The following is a 17,251-nucleotide window of genomic DNA, read 5'->3' as shown; positions in this document are numbered from 1 at the left end:
CCGGGCCGGCATCGAAGCGAACATCTCGACTCTGAAGCGCGCCTTCGGTCTGGACCGATGCAACTGGAAGGGCTGGGAAGGCTTCAAGCGCTATCTCTGGAGTTCGATCTTCGCCTATAACCTGCAGGTGATCGCCAGGATCAGACTGGAATCAGCCAAAGCCGAAGCAGCAGCTTAAGGCGCAATGATTTCCGCCTCTGCCGGAACATGTGGGGGAGTGCATCTTAAAAATGAGAAAGAGCAATGGAGTTGTCAGTGCGTTAGCACGCTCTTAACGATTTCGGTGCATTTCGGACATCTTTGTCACCACGAAGTTCAGAAAACTGCCCTTTCCGGACGGACACTAGATAAATTTCCTCAAACTTATAGGTTTTGACCATTCCGTCGTTTTCGAATCGGGCACGTTCATTTACAAACTTCATGGCTCCACATTCGTAGGTAATTCTCGCAAAGTCGATATCCGATTTTTCACAGATACATACGAAGTCAGTCAAATTGTTAGTGGTAACCATTTCTTTCATTCTTATTTCCAACGGCGTGGGGGCGCACCAGCGCGTCAGCGCCTGTGTGTCGCCGCCTTGTTGGAATTCATCACTGGTTATTCTTTGACTCTTGCTTCATCTGGCGAACTAGCTCTTGATATGCCTCAACAGTACCAGCGATATCCAGATGACTACACACATATAGTGCCATGTCACTGTCAATTGGTTTTCTTGGATCCATGAGTGACAGCAAAACGCAGTCAACTCGCTTTCTCAACTTTTCGCTTACTATTTTGGGATATAAATCCCTAACAAACGTGAAGTGAGATGTACTGGAGTTCCAGCCCGTACCAAAGAGTTCTGTTTTAACTTTTGATGTAAGCTCTTCATCTGATAAATGCTCCCATATATCGAGCATCTTGATCCGATTAATATGCCTGACTGTTGGTATTACATTATTCAAAAGATTTTCTAGTCTCGCTTTCAACTCCTCAGGATATATAAGACCCCAGATGTGATAAAACTCTTCCTTGCTCTTCTCAGTCTGGAGATTCACCAATTCAAGTTCAACGTCTTCATCACTCATTTCTTCCCATTTACGGAGCAAATTCTCAGTGATGTTGTCGATGTAATGAGGTGCAAGTCTCGTGAATGCTTGTGCGAGCCGTGTAGAGAAATCGTTGTCTAGGATATGGGACTCATGCAGAAATCTAGATCTAGTGGTAGCAAAATCGGTTTTAGTGGATTCCATAAACTCGGATATCTTCTTATCGAGTTCATTAGGTCGAAGGTTTCTCCATTTCATCACGATATGGTTGCAGCATTCAGCAATATTGCATTTAGGACAAATCTGATCAGACATTTCAAGTACACCTTTTTTTTCCAACTATGTAATTAGAGGGAAGTTGCCGTCATCCCCCCTTGTCGCCGCTCAACATTAAATTTTTTTACCAAACCAATTGACGTAACCCACTGATATGGCAGACTGTAGCGACCGGATTTTGTGCCAATTGGGGGGATGGACAGAAAACTGTCCATCCCCCCTCCTCCCCCAGAATCGACTGTGCAAACCATATCAATATGCATATTTCATTGACGCAACTTAAACAATCGCAATATATAGACATCTACCATCCATGTCAAAGGTCAAGTGATGAATGGTATCCCTGAACCAATCTTGTCGGCGTTTATGGCCCTTCTGAAGCAGTCGAGGGTCCCGCCGTCAAGTCATGCGGAGTACTTGCAGTGGCTCAGGTATTATCTTGCCTTTTGCGACAGATATTCACCTCCCGAGGCTAAGTCCGACCGCCTCCCCCCGTGCTTTCCTCAGTTCAGAATTGACACCCATAAACAATTTGTTTACAGTTGACGCAATGATTGTATCGTTTGGCAACAAAGAAACCGAAAGGCTCTTTACTAGGGTAAGTCCAAAAAGCTTCCTCCGGACATCCTCGCTCGTGCGGCCATGCGTCTGACGCAGTTGGACAGCGCACGCGAAGTCACGGATTTGCTGATGCCGCCTTCGAATCGGCTCGAAGCTCTTTCCGGAAACAGGGCCAGACAGTGGAGTATAAGAATCAACGACCAGTGGCGAATTTGTTTTTCCTCCGCAGATGGTGACGCTACCCTGGTCGAGATAACCGACTATCACTGAGGAGACCCTTATGTCCTATACAAATAATCTGCCTCCCATTCATCCTGGAGTATTCTTAAAAGAAATACTTGATGACCTTACCGTCACGCAGACTGCTTTTGCCAAAGCTATCGGCGTTTCTCCTATGCGAGTTTCGCACGTCATCAAGGGTACACGCCCTGTGACTGCGGAGTTGGCCTTACTCTTCGGCAAAGCCTTTAGTCAGACGCCGACGTATTGGATGAATCTGCAAACCAGCTTCGATCTGAAAACAGCAGAAAAGGAACTCGCACAAAAGGTGCGCCAAGTACATCCGCTCTCGCAGGCAGCGTAGCCGACAATATTCTTCAAAAAGGCAAAAGGCGGAACACAGAGGGCACCGAGGTTCACGGAGGTCACAGAGGTTTTCAGCTAAAGCCAGCAGAACAACAGATAATACTTAAAGTAAAGGGCACAGGCGCCTTGCTTCATGCGACGCCTGCCCCCTTTTTGCGTTTTCAGCCGTGGTGCTCTTGGTGCCACCCGGTGCCACCCGAAGCCTTTTTTGATTAATCTGAAGTTATCCGCGATGTTTCCGTCCAATCTGTGTGCAATGCCTTTGACTTTTCGCTGTTGAGGAACACTGGGGCAGGTGATATTGGAAAGGCTTCGAGTTAAATTTTGGGGTGCGACTTGCTTTGCCGGAAGGCAGGGTTAAGATATTGGAGATTTTTAACCCAACAACGGAGGTACCTCTATGAAAAACCTATTTGGTGGGGGGAGCGACGAAGAGGTGATTCGCTTGACAGGAGAGTTTTTGACTAAGGACTCCGTCCTGGAAAGTATCTTCACGGTGCTGCCGAACCCTCAGAAGCTCAAGTCCTCCCATGATCGTCACCTGGGCCTGTTCAACGAGGTCCTGGGGGGAAACCGCGAAAAGGAGGGGGAACTGCAAGCAGTCCGGCAAGAAGTCAGCGCCCAGTTGGGGCTCTTCCGCGGAATGGCGTTGTTGGCTGGGACCCAGGACCCTACCATTCCCCAAAAGCTCGGGCTGCAGCAACAACAGCCGATAACAAAGCGTACAGCAGGCATTTTGACCGCGCCGGAAAACAGCAGAATGGTCTATGACGGACATACTATCGTGGCCAGAGCGAATGCTGTCAAAGGCGCCAAAAGCTACGAGGTGTGGGGCTGCGACGGCGATCCCATGACGGAGAGCAACTGGAGACACCTCACTACCTCCTGTCGGGTGAACCGGATCGAAATAGCTGGCCTTACTCCCGGAAAGATGTTCTACTTCAGAATCAGGGCGATCGCGCCCTCCGGCCCGGGTTCCTGGACGAATTTTATGAGCATGATGGCCATCTAACTATCGTCGCCTATAGAGCTGTCCACCATCGCCTGGTCTCATATCCGACTCGAGCAGGCGATGGTGACTTTCATTCCAAACATCCTGCATTAAGAAGGACTCGCCCCAAAACCTGCCCATCAAAACCGACAAAAACCTTCCAGTTTTTTTTCAAACCACCACCGTTTTTGAAAAAAGATGACCAAGTTGTTCGACGACTTGACCAAGTTGTTCGAGGACTTGCCTAAGTTGTTCGAGGACTTGCCTAAGTTGTTCGAGGACTCGCCTAAGTTGTTCGCGGACTTGATCAGGTTGTTCGAGGACTTGACCGAGTTGTTCGGAAAATCGACCTAGTGTTACAGGACTCGACCGAATTCAGCGAGTCACCCGATGCTGGCGAGCTCCAACCTCCCGCCCCAGCGGAGCATCATTTCCCCGCGCAGACGTTCGTGTCCGGGCGCGGACAGCTCCGGGTCGCGCTCGACCAGGGCGAAGGCGTCTTTGCGCGCCTGCTCCAGCACGCCGCCGTCCCGCAGGATGTCCGCCACCCGCAATTCGGGAAGCCCCGCCTGCCTGGTGCCCAGGAAGTCGCCGGGTCCCCTGATCTGAAGGTCGGCCTCGGCGATGACGAAGCCGTCGGAGCTCTGCACCATTACCTCAAGACGTTTCTGGCCGTCCTCGGAGAGCTTGTCCCCGGCGAGCAGGATGCAGCGGGAGCGCTCGCTGCCGCGCCCCACCCTCCCCCGCAACTGGTGCAGTTGGGAAAGACCGAACCGCTCGGCGTGTTCGATGACCATTACGGTGGCGTTGGGGACGTCGATGCCGACCTCGATGACCGTGGTGGCGACCAGGATGTCGGTAGTCCCCGCCTTGAACTCCTTCATCACCGCTTCCTTCTCGGCGGCGGGCATGCGCCCGTGGAGGACGGCGACGCGCAGGTCCGGAAAAACATCCTGCGCCAGGTGCTCGGCCATTTGCACTGCAGCCTTCAGGTCGCTCTTCTCGGTCTCCTCGACCAGGGGATAGATGACGTAGGCCTGCCTTCCCTTCGCTGCCTCCTCCCTCACCAGCGCATACACTTCCTTGCGCCGCGACTCGCGCACCATACGCGTCTCTATGGGTGTCCTCCCCGGCGGCAGCTCGTCGATGACCGATAGCGAGAGATCTCCAAAGACGGTCATGGAGAGGGTGCGCGGAATGGGAGTCGCCGTCATCACCAGTATGTCGGGGCTCGCCCCCTTCTTCTTCAACTGGGCGCGCTGCACCACGCCGAAGCGGTGCTGCTCGTCGATGATCCCGAACCCCAGCCGGTGAAACTCCACCTTCTCCTGGATCACGGCATGGGTCCCCACCACGATCTGGGTGGCGCCGGAAGCGATTTTACCCAGCGTGTCACCCTTCCCCTTCACGCTCGCAGTCAGGAGCGTCACGCCTATGCCCAGTTTCTCGCAGTAGCCATGGATGTTCAGGTAGTGCTGTTCGGCCAGAAGCTCGGTGGGGGCCATGATGGCGACCTGGAAGTCGTTCTCGACGCAGACGAGGGCGGCCATGAGGGCAACGAGCGTCTTGCCGCAGCCCACGTCCCCCTGCACCAGCCGGTGCATCGGATGGGGCGACATCATGTCTTCCTTTATCTCGGAGAGGACCCGTTTCTGAGCAGCCGTCAGGCTGAAGGGAAGCAGCTTGAGGAGTTCCTTGGTGTAGCGGTGGGTCACCTTGAAGCTGATGCCGTCCTCGACCGCTATGCCGCGCCTCTTCAGGGCGAGCCCCAACTGCAGGAAAAAGAGCTCGTCGAAGGCGAGCGAGCGATGTGCCGCGCTGCGGCCGCTGTTGAGCGCGGAGAGGTCGCTGTCCTGGGCAGGGAGGTGCGCCTCGCGTAGCGCCACGGGAAGCGTGAGGAGCTTGTGGCGCTGCAGAAGCTCATCGGGAAGCGCCCCCTTCACGTAGCGGCTGTAACGCTGCACGGCGTCGCGCATGATGCGGCGCATCACCTTCTGGCTCACCCCCTCGGTGAGTGGATAGACCGGAAGTATGCTGCCGAAGTTGTCGGGGTCGCGCGCCATCACCTGGGACAGGTCCTCACCCTCCGCGGCCCACTCGACTTCGGGGTGGTGCATCTCGCGCTGGAAGCCGAACTGGGCGACGTCGCCGATGAAGATCCCCTGCCTCCCGGGGACCAGCTGTTTCTTCAGGAAGTTGGGGTGAAAATGAAACCACTTGAGCGGCAGGCTCCCGGTATCGTCCTTGACGATGGCCTCGAAGTAGCGCCGTCCCCCCTTGGTGGTCTGCGCCGCGGCGGAAACGACTGTGGCAAAGAAGGCCTCGCTGTTGCCTGGGCGCAGCTGCGCTATTTTCTTTAGTTCGCGGCGATCCTCGTAGCGGTTGGGGAGAAGATATAGCGCGTCCTCGACCGTGTTCAGCCCCTTTTTGGAAAGGGTGGCGGCAAGCTTCGGCCCTACCCCCTTGATGCTCTGCATCGGGGTCTTCAGTTCTTCGGGGACGGCTGCCTGCGCGGCGGCAGCGGCGGACGTTGCTGCAGGGGGGGTAGAGCGTGTTTCTTTGGCTGGTTTCTGCTTGGAGATACGGAGGGTCCCGTCGACGACCTCTACGTTCACCAGGTCCCCCGGGCGGAGCTTCAGATCATTCCTGAGCTGTTCCGGAAGCGGGATGGACCCGTCTGGCGCGAGCGTGATGGTCGGCATGTGGAGGGAGAGTCAGAGCGCCCGGCGCGGGAAACCCGCGCCAGGCAGCGGAAACTGCTAGAAAAGCTTGTTGATGTCGGCGACGATCTCGTCCACGTTGATGCCGTGGGCCGCGCATCCCTGCTCCAGGGACTCGTTCTGTGCACCCATGCAGCCGATGCAGCCGAGGTTGTATTTGGCGAGCACCTTGACGACGTCCGGGTGCATCCTCATTACTGCGGCAAAAGTCATATCCTTGGTTACCTGAGACATTTAATCCTCCTGTTACGCGCTTGGCGTATTGATCCTTCTGTGCTGCCGGACGGGGCGCACCCTGTCCAGTCCTTGATCCGGGCATCCGCGCAAATCGCGAAGCCGGCGCTATTCGTAGCGGATCTCGATGATCTCGTACTCTTTGACGCCCGAGGGGACGCTCACCCTGACGCTGTCGTCCAGTTTGTGCCCGATGAGGGCCTTGCCTACTGGGGAGGTGCAGGAAATCTTGCACTGCTTGATGTCGGCCTCATCCTCGCCGACGATCTTGTAGGTGACCTCTTCTTCGGTCGCGGTGTCGTAGACCGTCACCGTAGCGCCGAAAACCACCTTGTCCGGCTTCAGGTTGGAAAGGTCGACCACGTAGGCCCGCGCCAGTTTGTCCTGCAGTTCGAGGATACGGCCTTCGATGAAACCCTGACGGTTCTTGGCGGCGTCATACTCCGCGTTTTCGGAAAGGTCACCATGGGCCCTCGCCTCGGCGATATCCTGGATCACCTTGGGGCGCTCTTCCTTTATCAGGCGTTTCAGGTCTTCCTGAAGGGCTTCGTAACTCTCCTTGGTCAATGGAACTGTCTGAGACATCGGTTTTCTGCTCCTGTTGATGAACTTGTAGGGGGGCCTTTTGGCCCCCCGTCAGTCAGCGTTTTCTATTTTTGAGGGAGCGCAATATCACGCTGCCGGGTCCATCGGTTACTTCAAGTAGTGCTGGATCGAGTTGACTTCCAGCTTCGACTTGGACATCGCTATGATACCGTCTACCGCCGCTCTCGCGCCGGAGGCTGTGGTGTAGTAAGCGACGTTGTTGATCAGGGTGTTCCTGCGGATCGAGTAGGAATCGGCAACGGCCTGCGCACCGTGGGTGGTGTTGATGACCATGCAAATCTCGTTGTTCTTGATCGCATCGACTATGTGGGGGCGTCCTTCGATTACCTTGTTTACTACCTGAACGGGGATCCCTTTTTCCTGCAGATAACTCGCCGTGCCGCGTGTAGCAACCAATTCGAAGCCCTGATCATACAGTCTTTTTGCAGCGCTGACAATATGTTTTTTGTCCGTGTCCTTCACTGAAATGAACACTTTACCTGAGGTCGGGAGCTTCACGTTCGCCCCCATCTGCGCCTTGGCGTACGCCTTGGCGAAGGTGTCGCCGATCCCCATGACCTCGCCGGTCGACTTCATCTCCGGCCCCAGGATGGTGTCGACGCCGGGGAACTTGGCGAAGGGGAAGACGGATTCCTTGACCGAGATATGGACCGGCACGATCTCGTCGGTTACACCTAGTTCGGCCAGGGTCTTGCCCGCCATGACGCGCGCTGCGATCTTCGCCAAGGGCCTCCCGGTCGCCTTGGAGACGAAGGGAGAGGTGCGCGAGGCGCGGGGGTTGACCTCGATGATGTAGATGTCGTTCCCCTTGACGGCGAACTGCACGTTCATGAGCCCCTTCACGTTCAGCTCCAGCGCCATCATCTTGGTCTGGCACCTGATCTCCTCGACGATCTCCTTGGAGATGGAGTAAGGCGGCAGCGAGCAGGCCGAGTCGCCGGAGTGGATGCCCGCCTCCTCGATGTGCTCCATGATGCCGCCGATGACGGCGACTTGGCCGTCGCAAAGAGCGTCGACGTCGATCTCGATCGCCTCGTCCAGGAACTTGTCGATCAGGATCGGGTGCTCGGGCGAAGCCTGTACCGCTGTGTGCATGTAGCGGCGCAGGTTCTCCACGTCGTACACGATCTCCATGGCGCGTCCGCCGAGAACGTAGGAGGGGCGCACCACGACAGGGTAGCCGATACGCTCGGCGACCACCTCGGACTCCTCGAAGGAGCGGGCGGTGCCGTTTTCGGGCTGCCTGAGCTTGAGCTTTTGCAGCATCTCCTGGAAGCGCTCGCGGTCTTCGGCGCGGTCGATGGCGTCGGGCGAGGTGCCGATGATGGGAACCCCCGCCTTCTCAAGAGCCACGGCGAGTTTCAGCGGGGTCTGGCCGCCGAACTGCACGATGACGCCGGTCGGCTTCTCGACGTCCACGATGTTCAGCACGTCCTCGAAGGTGAGCGGCTCGAAGTAGAGGCGGTCCGAGGTGTCGTAGTCGGTGGAAACGGTCTCCGGGTTGCAGTTGACCATGATGGTCTCGTAGCCGTCCTCGGAGAGGGCGAATACGCCGTGCACGCAGCAGTAGTCGAACTCGATCCCCTGGCCGATACGGTTGGGTCCGCCGCCGAGGATGATGATCTTCTTCTTGTCGGTGGGCTCGGCCTCGCACTCTTCCTCGTAGGTGGAGTAGAGGTACGGGGTGTGCGCCACGAACTCGGCGGCGCAGGTATCGACCCTTTTAAAGACCGGCTTGACGCCGACGGACAGACGCAGTTCGCGCACCTCGGCTTCTGCTATCTTCCAGAGCTGGGAGAGGAACTTGTCGGAGAAACCGTAGCGTTTCGCGTCCCAGAGGATGTCGTGCAGCTTCTCGCCGGATTCATTCTTGATGTTTATCTGCTTGAATTCCTCCTCCATCTCGATGATCTGGCGGATGTTGTTCAGGAACCAGGGGTCGATGGCGGTAAGGGCGTAGATCTCCTCCACGCTCATGCCGCAGCGGAAGGCGTCGCCTACGTACCAGAGGCGGTCGCAGTTGGGGGTTCTCAGCTTGTCGTTCAGGAGGTTGCGCTCTTTTTCGGTGAGCGCGCGGCGGGTGTCGCCCGCGATGCCGAAGAACTTGGACTCGAAGCCGCAGGAGCCGATCTCCAGCGAGCGGAGCGCCTTCTGGAAGGACTCCTTGAAGGTGCGGCCGATGGACATGACCTCGCCCACCGACTTCATCTGGGTGGTGAGGGTGGCGTCGGCAGCGGGGAACTTCTCGAAGGTGAAGCGCGGCACCTTGGTGACCACGTAGTCGATGGTCGGCTCGAAGCAGGCCGGCGTCTCCTTGGTGATGTCGTTGGTGATCTCGTCCAGCGTGTAGCCGACGGCGAGTTTCGCGGCGATCTTCGCGATCGGGAAGCCGGTGGCCTTCGAGGCGAGCGCCGAGGAGCGGGAGACGCGCGGGTTCATCTCGATGACGATGAGCCGGCCGTTTTTCGGGTTGGTGCCGAACTGGATGTTGGAGCCGCCGGTGTCGACGCCGATCTCGCGGATGATCTTCAGGGAGGCGTCGCGCAGGATCTGGTATTCCTTGTCGGTGAGGGTCTGTGCAGGCGCCACCGTGATGGAGTCGCCGGTGTGCACGCCCATGGCGTCGAAGTTCTCGATGGAGCAGATGATGACCACGTTGTCCGCGGTATCCCTCATAACCTCCAGTTCGTACTCCTTCCAGCCGATCAGCGACTCCTCGACCAGGATCTCGTCGGTAGGCGACGCCTCGATGCCGGCCATGGACATGCGCTCGTACTCTTCCATGTTGTAGGCGATGCCGCCGCCGGTGCCCCCCAGGGTGAAGGAAGGACGGATGATGGCCGGGAAGCCGACGTACTTGATGACCTCCATCGCCTCCTGGTAGTTGTGGGCGAGACCCGATCTCGGGACGTCGAGGCCGATCCTGACCATCGCCTCCTTGAACAGGGTGCGGTCCTCAGCCTTCTTGATGGCGGGGAGTTTCGCGCCGATCAGCTCCACCCCGAACTTCTCCAGGGTGCCGTTTTCCGCTACCGCCACGGCCGTGTTCAGCGCCGTCTGCCCCCCCAGGGTCGGGAGCAGCGCGTCGGGGCGCTCCTTCTCGATGATCGCCGCGAGGATCTCCGGGGTGACCGGTTCGATATAGGTGAAGTCGGCGAAGTCCGGGTCGGTCATGATGGTGGCCGGGTTGGAGTTCAGGAGCACCACCTCGAACCCCTCTTCCTTGAGCGCCTTGCAGGCCTGGGTACCGGAGTAGTCGAACTCGCACGCCTGGCCGATGACGATCGGGCCCGCGCCGATAATGAGGATCTTCTTGATGTCTGTGCGTTTAGGCATTGAAACTGTCTCCCTGTTATAAATCTTGAAAAGCGTGAAAAGCATTACCACAGAGGACCCAGAGGTTCACAGGGGGTCGCAGAGGAAAAGGAAAAACTAAGACTTTGAGGTTTTACCCAGCGTTTTTGGTTTTCCTCTGCGACCTCCGTGTGCCTCGGTGACCTCTGTGGTAATGCTTTTTTTCTGTTTTAAAGTCTTAAAGCGGCTCTTCCTGGACCCAACCATTTTCCAGATCCAGCTCTTCGAGCGCCTCTACCGCCTCGGCGTACTCCTCTGCGGTTATCCTTCTGTCTATGCCGGGCGTCTCTGCGGCTGCATGCGCCGGGAAGAACTGGCTCATAAGCGCTACGTGCGTTTCGGCGCCGAGGTTCTCGGCGATCCAGCCTAACGTCTCCGCGCTCCCCGCCTGCCCCTGCGGCAGGACCAGGTGGCGAACGATCAAACCCCTCTCACCGATGCCGTCCTCATCGCAACGAAGCTGCCCCACCTGCCTCAGCATCTCGATAAGCGCCTGCCGGTTCGCTTCGGTGTATCCCGGCGCCCCGGAGAGCCGCACCGCCACCTCGTCGGAGCAGTACTTCATGTCCGGGAGGTAGATGTCCACCACCCCATCCAGAAGCGCCAGCGTTTCGAGGCTCTCGTACCCGCTCGTGTTCCAGACGATGGGGAGCGTGAACCCCTTGCGGATGGCGAGGTAGAGGGCGGCCAGGATCTGCGGCGTGAAGTGCGTCGGGGTGACGAAGTTTATGTTGTGCGCACCCTTTTGTTGCAGCCCGAGCATTTTCCCCGCCAACTCTCCCGGGGTCAGGTCCTTGCCGTTACGCAGTTGGCTGATGGGGAAGTTCTGGCAGAACTTGCAGTTCAGCGTGCAACCGGAGAGGAAGATGGTCCCGGAGCCGCGCGTCCCTGAGATGGGGGGCTCCTCTCCCCGGTGGATGGCGGCGGAGGCTATGCGCACCGTCTTCGCGCTTTTGCAAAGGCCGCTTTCCCCGGCCAGCCGGTTCACCCCGCAGGCGTGCGGGCAGATGTCGCAGGCGGCCAGGCGGGCATATGCCGCCTTGATGCGCCGCGCCAACTCTCCGCTGCGGTAAAGCTCGTGGTAGTTCATGACCTTACGCTGTCTTCCTTCGGCTAGCAGTTGAACTTGCGCCGTGCTTCCTACGCCTTGTGCTTCTCCATCATCTCGACGAACCTGTCGAACAGGTAGTGCGAGTCGTGCGGCCCGGGGGACGCCTCGGGGTGGTGTTGCACCGAGAAGATGGGGAGGGTCTTGTGCGCCATACCTTCGACGGTCTGGTCGTTCAGGTTCTCGTGCGCCAAGCCGGCCACGTTATTGAGCGACAGGATGTCGACGGAGAAGCCGTGGTTCTGCGCGGTGATCTCGACCTTTCTCGTGGCCAAGTCCATGACCGGAAGGTTGGAGCCGTGGTTGCCGAACTTGAGCTTGATGGTGCGGCCGCCCAGGGCAAGGCCCATGAGCTGGTGTCCAAGGCAGATGCCGAAGATCGGCTTCTTGCCGACGAATTTCTTGATGTTCTCGATGACTTCCTTCATCGGCTCAGGGTCGCCCGGGCCGTTGGAAAGGAAGATGCCGTCCGGGTTCATGGCGAGCGCGGACTCCGCAGGGAAGGTCGCCGGCACCACGGTGACGTCGCAGCCGGCTGAAACCAGGCAGCGCAGGATGTTCAGCTTGATGCCGAAGTCGTAGGCCACGACCTTGTACTTCAAATCCTTGCGGTCGACCTGCGGGTAGCCGCTCTTCAGGTCCCACAGACCTTCGGTCCAGTGGTACGGGGCGCTGCAGGTGACGCCGGTGGCAAGGTCCAGACCGCTCATGGAGGGGATGGCGCGCGCCTTCCTGGCCAGGCTCTCGGGATCGAAGTCGATGGTGGAGATGATGCCGTTTTGGGCGCCCTTGTCGCGCAGGTGGCGGGTCAGGGCGCGGGTGTCGATCCCCTGGATGCCGACGATGCCGTTCTCCTTGAGATAAGCGTCGAGGCTCATGGTGGCGCGGTAGTTGGAATAGCAGTCCAGGTACTCCCTGACGATGAAGCCGGACAGGTAGAGCTGCCCGCTTTCCACGTCTTCCGGGTTGATGCCGGTGTTGCCGATCTGGGTGTAGGTCATGGTGACCATCTGCCCCTTGTAGGAAGGGTCGGTGAGGACTTCCTGGTAGCCGGACATGGCGGTGTTGAACACCACCTCGCCGCTTGTTTCGCCCGTCGCGCCGAAGGCCTTACCCTTGAAAATCCGGCCGTCCGCCAGAGCAAGTACTGCTTTCATGTTTCTTCTCCCAAGTCCGTTATATTTCTGCCGCGCCTGACAGGCGCCTATAAATCTCACATCGTTGTAGATGTCACTGCTTGATCAACCAAGGAGTTGCTCTATGGTTCCCTCCCCAGGAGGGGGAGGAGCGAACTACGCCTGGTACACCACCTGCCCCTTCACGACGGTGTAGACCGCCCTCCCCTTCATCTTCCAGCCAAGGAAGGGGGAGTTCTTGGACTTCGACTCCAGCTTCGCCGCCTCTACCTGCCACTCCTTGGCCGGGTCGATGACGGTGACGTCACCCACGGCCCCGACCTTCAAGGTGCCGCGGTCGAGACCGAGGATCTTCGCCGGGGTGCAGGACATGAGCGAAACCAGCTGGTTCAGGTCCAGGCGCCCCTCTTCGACGAGCTTGAGCGAGAGGGGAAGCGAGGTCTCAAGGCCTACGATGCCGTTCAGGGCGACGTTGAATTCCACGTCCTTCTCGTCCGGGTGGTGCGGCGCATGATCCGTGGCGATGGCGTCGATGGTGCCGTCGGCAAGGCCGGCCTTCATGGCCTCGACGTCTGCAGCGCTTCTCAAAGGCGGGTTCATCTTGGCATTGGTTTCGTAGCCGCGCACCGCCTCGTCGGTCAGGGTGAAGTAGTGCGGCGCGGTCTCGCAGGTTGCCTTGACGCCGCGCGCCTTCGCGTTGCGGATGATGCGGGCCGACCCCACGGTGGAGATGTGCGCAATGTGCACCGGGGCTCCGGCGAACTCGGCCAGGTACACCTCGCGGGCCACTGCGATGTCTTCGGCAGCCCAGGGGATCCCCTTCAGCCCAAGTTCGGTGGAGACGAACCCTTCGTTCATGACCCCTTCTCCCACGAGGGCCAGGTCCTCGGAGTGCGAGATGACGGCAATGCCGATCCCTTTGGCGTACTCGAGGGCGCGGCGCATCAGCTCGGAGTTGCAGACCGGCTTGCCGTCGTCGGAAACCCCGACGCAACCAGCTTCCTTGAGCTCGCCCATTTCGGCGAGGCTCTCACCCTTGCCTCCCTTGGTGATGCAGCCGATCGGGAAGACGTTGACCAGCGCCTCGCTTTTGGCCTTGTTGATGATGTAGGAAGCGATGGCCTTGCTGTCGATGACCGGCGAGGTGTTCGGCATGCAGGCAACCGAGGTGAAGCCCCCCGCCGCAGCGGAGCGGCTGCCGGTGGCGATGTCTTCCTTGTATTCCAGGCCCGGGTCGCGCAGGTGCACGTGCATGTCGATGAGCCCGGGCGTCACGATCAGCCCGCTGGCGTCGATGGCCGGAGTCCCCTCCGGCGCGGCAAGCCCCTGCCCCAGTTCGAGCACGACGCCGTCGGCGATCAGGACATCGAGGTTCGCATCTATCCCCTGAGAAGGATCAATCACACGCCCGCCTTTTATCAAAAGATTCATCTCTTACCCCCCTAAAAAAGGTTCAACGTTCAACGTTCAAGGTTCAAGTTGCGGCACAGCCTGTGGCACCCGAACCGGGACGGCTCCTCCATCCAGTAAAGGCGCCGGTTCAACATCCTGTTTTGCCTAACGTTGAACGTTGAACGGTTTCTTGGTTATTCCACCGGCTCGCCGCCGCAGACGTGGTACAGCATCGCCATGCGCACTGCCACGCCGTTTTCCACCTGGGTCAGGATGGCGGACTGGTCGCAGTCGGCGACCGAGGAGGCGAGCTCCACGCCGCGGTTGATGGGACCGGGATGCATGACGATGGCGTTCTTCTTGGCCAGGCCGAGCACTTCGGGGTTGAGCCCGAAGTAGCGCGAGTATTCGCGCATGCTGGGGAGAAGGGTCTTGCCCTGGCGCTCCAACTGGATCCTCAGCATCATCACCACATCGGCCTTGTCCACGGCCTCACGCATGTCCTTGCAGACCGTGACGTTGCCAAGCCGCTCGATGCCTACCGGCATCATGGTCGGCGGACCGGCGAGGAATACTTGGGAGCCCATGGTGGTGAGGCCGTAGATGTCGGAGCGGGCCACGCGGCTGTGGGTGATGTCGCCGATGATGGCTACCTTCAGCCCATCCAGCTTGCCGAACTTCTGGCGCATGGTGAGCATGTCCAAAAGCCCCTGGGAAGGGTGCTCGTGGGCGCCGTCGCCGGCGTTGATGACCGAGCAGGATACCCGCTTGGCTAAGTATTCGTGGGCGCCGGAAACGGCGTGGCGCATCACGATGATGTCGGGCTTCATGGCGAGGAGGTTGTTGGCGGTGTCGGACAGTGTCTCGCCCTTGACCACGGAACTGGTGGACGCGGTGATGTTCACCGCATCGGCGGAAAGCCTCTTGGCGGCAATCTCGAACGAGGTGCGGGTCCTGGTGGATGCCTCGTAAAAGAGGTTGATCACCGTCTTGCCGCGCAGCGTCGGCACCTTTTTGATGTCCCGCTGGTTGATCTCGCTGAGACTGTCAGCGGTGTCCAGAAGGAGCGTGATCTCCTCCTTGGTCAGATCCTTCAGGGCGATGATGTCTTTGTGCCTGAAACCCATGGTCCCCCCCTCGGTTTGCGGAGCGCACCGGCGCGCTCCAGCGTTAAAGCAAACGACAACAATTTATGGCTTCCCCCCGTAGAGGAGGAAGTTTTTATTTCTGCAGGATCACTTCCGTCGGCTTGTTGCCGGCATCGAAAGCGACGACGATGTTCTCGCTCCTGCTGGTCGGGACGTTGCGCCCCACGAAGTCGGCGCGGATGGGGAGGTCGCGGTGCCCGCGGTCCACCAGGACGGCGAGCTGGATGCAGGAGGCACGCCCTTGGTCCATCAGCGCGTCCATGGCGGCGCGGATGGTGCGCCCGGTGAAGAGCACGTCGTCGACCAGCACCACCTTCTTCCCCTCGATGGAGAAAGGAAGCTCGGTTTTGCCGACCGGCAGGTGCTCGGCGTGCCCCTTGATGTCGTCGCGGTACATGGTGATGTCCACTGCTCCGCAGGGGACTTCTACCCCCTCGATCTCGACCAGGCGCTCGGCGAGTTCCTGCGCCAGGAAGACGCCGCCGGTCCGGATCCCGACTAGGACGAGCCCTTCGACCCCCTTGTTCTTCTCAAGCACCTCGTGGGCTATCCTGGTGAGCGCCCTTTTGACGCCGCTGCCGTCCAGAATTACCGTGTTGTCAGCCATAATAACCCCCTGTTATCGGCATAAGAGCCTGTCCTGAAGCTGTTTCGGGTCCGACCTAGTTTCAACTAAAAAGAGCCTTTCCGCGCGTAGGGGCGAAAAGGCTCTTCCAATAGATAGTAAAAGAGTGGCTTTATGCTCACCTTTGCTAACCTCACGGGGCTAAATTAAAAGGCAGGGAATAAATTTTGACCAAACTAACACCGAGGCCGGTGAGAGTCAAGGTGAAAGTTGAAGAAACAGATTGAGATATAGATTAAGACAAAGTAATGATTCCCAAATCTTAGGACCTTCGCCACAGAGGACACGGAGGACACAGGGGCAGCACAGAAAAAGACCCAAAACCCACAGGATGGGTAAAACCTTAAGGCGTAAAAGGACTCACCACAGAGGACACAGAGGAACACGGAGTAAAAACAGAAGCAGGAAAACCACAAGCTTCTGGGTGTACCCCGAAGGCCTTGGGTTTATCCGAAGTTATCCGTCATTTCCGTTTAATCCGTGTGCAAGGTCTTTCTGGTTTGCCTTACCCTGGGCAAAGTGCTATAAAGCTCGCACCGTTTCGGAATATGGATAAAAGGAAGAACTAGATGTTGACAGGTAAACAGAAGAGATTTCTCCGGGCGCTCGGACATGGCCTGAAGCCGGTGATCCAGGTTGGAAAAAGCGACGTGAGCGAGGCGCTGATCCGCGAAACCGGCGAGGCGCTGGCCAGCCACGAGTTGATCAAGGTTAAGGTGCTGGAGAGCTGCATGATGGACCGCCACAGCGTGGCTGAAGAACTCTGCAATGCATGCCAGGCCGACCTGGCGCAGGTGCTGGGGCGAACCCTGCTCCTCTACAAGCCGGCCAAGGAACCTAAGCTGGAACTCCCCAAGGCGGAGAAGAAGTAAGCTTACAGCGAAAGTCAAAGGCTTTGCACACGGATCAAACGGATAACACGGATAACTTCGGATAGATCTAAACCTCGAAATAAAAGCGGAACACAGAGGGCACGAAGGTTCACTGAGGACACAAAGGTTTTTTCGCGGCAAAACAAAGCAAAGGCCTTCACCACAGAGGGACACGAAGGAAAAGCAAAGTTTTTCCTCTGTGTCCCTCTGTGTTCCTCTGCGGTGAGTGATTTTAAGCTTTAAGGTTTTACCCTTCTTGTGATTTTAGGTTTTCCTCCGTGCCGCCTCTGTGTCCTTTGAGTGGACCCTATAGTCAAGACAATAAAGCATCGAGTTTAAGGTGGTGCCCGGTCGCGCAGCTGACCGGCGCTGCCCCGATTTTGAGCGTGGTTTTACGCTCAACAAATTTGTCTACGATTCTTGCTCCGCCGCCGCTGGCCGTATGGTAGACCTCGACTGGAGTGCGGTTGCCCAGCGATTGATGGGGCCGCTCCGTGTTGTAAAACTCGAAATACTGTGTCAGACCCAACTGTAATCCGAGCATGTCGACGTACCCTTTCAGGTACACATCCTCGTGCTTGACGCTACGCCAGAGCCGTTCTACGAAGATATTG

At 58.0% G+C, this 17,251-nt stretch carries 15 protein-coding genes and 1 pseudogene; 5 read left to right on the top strand and 11 right to left on the bottom strand.

The window, feature by feature from the left end; genetic code table 11:
- Positions 1 to 178 (top strand): transposase (locus K419_RS23270; protein WP_156912238.1); only part of this gene is annotated, 178 nt, incomplete at its 5' end.
- A gap of 413 nt (positions 179 to 591) precedes the next feature.
- Here the strand turns inward: K419_RS23270 and K419_RS23675 are convergent.
- Entirely contained in the window at positions 592 to 1,068 is a 477-nt protein-coding gene (locus K419_RS23675; protein ID WP_156912237.1) for a hypothetical protein, read from the bottom strand.
- Positions 1,069 to 1,947: 879 nt separating this feature from the next.
- Here K419_RS23675 and K419_RS23265 point away from each other — a divergent pair.
- The 3 genes from K419_RS23265 to K419_RS0117820 all read left to right on the top strand — a co-directional run bounded on the left by K419_RS23265 (position 1,948) and on the right by K419_RS0117820 (position 3,463).
- Positions 1,948 to 2,136 (top strand): type II toxin-antitoxin system RelE/ParE family toxin, encoded by a 189-nt coding sequence (locus K419_RS23265; RefSeq protein WP_318842541.1) that lies wholly within the window; start codon positions 1,948 to 1,950, stop codon positions 2,134 to 2,136.
- Between the two features lie 10 nt (positions 2,137 to 2,146).
- On the top strand, positions 2,147 to 2,449 hold the full coding sequence (locus tag K419_RS0117825; RefSeq protein WP_012530337.1) for a HigA family addiction module antitoxin: 303 nt from the start codon (positions 2,147 to 2,149) through the stop codon (positions 2,447 to 2,449).
- A gap of 402 nt (positions 2,450 to 2,851) precedes the next feature.
- The gene (locus tag K419_RS0117820; protein WP_026842761.1) at positions 2,852 to 3,463 is read left to right on the top strand and encodes a fibronectin type III domain-containing protein; all 612 of its coding nucleotides are present in this window, start codon (positions 2,852 to 2,854) and stop codon (positions 3,461 to 3,463) included.
- A gap of 362 nt (positions 3,464 to 3,825) precedes the next feature.
- Here the strand turns inward: K419_RS0117820 and recG are convergent, their stop codons facing one another.
- From recG to pyrR, 9 genes are all read right to left on the bottom strand, one after another.
- Positions 3,826 to 6,144, bottom strand: coding sequence for an ATP-dependent DNA helicase RecG (recG, locus tag K419_RS0117810; protein ID WP_026842760.1), 2,319 nt, complete (start codon positions 6,142 to 6,144; stop codon positions 3,826 to 3,828).
- 57 nt (positions 6,145 to 6,201) lie between these two features.
- On the bottom strand, positions 6,202 to 6,396 hold the full coding sequence (locus tag K419_RS0117805; RefSeq protein ID WP_026842759.1) for a DUF1858 domain-containing protein: 195 nt from the start codon (positions 6,394 to 6,396) through the stop codon (positions 6,202 to 6,204).
- A 108-nt stretch (positions 6,397 to 6,504) separates the two neighbouring features.
- Complete coding sequence (gene greA, locus K419_RS0117800; RefSeq protein ID WP_026842758.1) at positions 6,505 to 6,981, bottom strand: transcription elongation factor GreA; 477 nt, start codon at positions 6,979 to 6,981, stop codon at positions 6,505 to 6,507.
- A 108-nt stretch (positions 6,982 to 7,089) separates the two neighbouring features.
- Complete coding sequence (carB, locus tag K419_RS0117795) at positions 7,090 to 10,338, bottom strand: carbamoyl-phosphate synthase large subunit (protein WP_026842757.1); 3,249 nt, start codon at positions 10,336 to 10,338, stop codon at positions 7,090 to 7,092.
- 196 nt (positions 10,339 to 10,534) lie between these two features.
- Positions 10,535 to 11,446, bottom strand: coding sequence for a radical SAM protein (locus K419_RS0117790; protein WP_026842756.1), 912 nt, complete (start codon positions 11,444 to 11,446; stop codon positions 10,535 to 10,537).
- A gap of 50 nt (positions 11,447 to 11,496) precedes the next feature.
- Entirely contained in the window at positions 11,497 to 12,621 is a 1,125-nt protein-coding gene (gene carA / locus K419_RS0117785; RefSeq protein WP_026842755.1) for a glutamine-hydrolyzing carbamoyl-phosphate synthase small subunit, read from the bottom strand.
- Positions 12,622 to 12,756: 135 nt separating this feature from the next.
- The gene (locus tag K419_RS0117780) at positions 12,757 to 14,031 is read right to left on the bottom strand and encodes a dihydroorotase (protein WP_026842754.1); all 1,275 of its coding nucleotides are present in this window, start codon (positions 14,029 to 14,031) and stop codon (positions 12,757 to 12,759) included.
- Between the two features lie 155 nt (positions 14,032 to 14,186).
- Entirely contained in the window at positions 14,187 to 15,119 is a 933-nt protein-coding gene (locus K419_RS0117775; protein ID WP_026842753.1) for an aspartate carbamoyltransferase catalytic subunit, read from the bottom strand.
- A 94-nt stretch (positions 15,120 to 15,213) separates the two neighbouring features.
- Positions 15,214 to 15,747, bottom strand: a complete 534-nt coding sequence (gene pyrR, locus K419_RS0117770; protein ID WP_012530327.1) for a bifunctional pyr operon transcriptional regulator/uracil phosphoribosyltransferase PyrR — start codon at positions 15,745 to 15,747, stop codon at positions 15,214 to 15,216.
- A gap of 587 nt (positions 15,748 to 16,334) precedes the next feature.
- Between pyrR and yhbY the strand changes: the two genes are divergently transcribed.
- The gene (yhbY, locus tag K419_RS0117765; protein WP_026842752.1) at positions 16,335 to 16,637 is read left to right on the top strand and encodes a ribosome assembly RNA-binding protein YhbY; all 303 of its coding nucleotides are present in this window, start codon (positions 16,335 to 16,337) and stop codon (positions 16,635 to 16,637) included.
- A gap of 403 nt (positions 16,638 to 17,040) precedes the next feature.
- Here the strand turns inward: yhbY and K419_RS23665 are convergent.
- Positions 17,041 to 17,251 (bottom strand): annotated as a pseudogene (locus K419_RS23665) (integrase core domain-containing protein); the annotation flags it as partial.

The sequence above is a fragment of the Citrifermentans bremense R1 genome, assembly GCF_000426865.1.
Classification (GTDB): Bacteria; Desulfobacterota; Desulfuromonadia; order Geobacterales; family Geobacteraceae; genus Geomonas; species Geomonas bremensis.
Note: the sequence above shows the minus strand (reverse complement) of the source record. Positions and strands in the feature narration are given on the sequence as shown.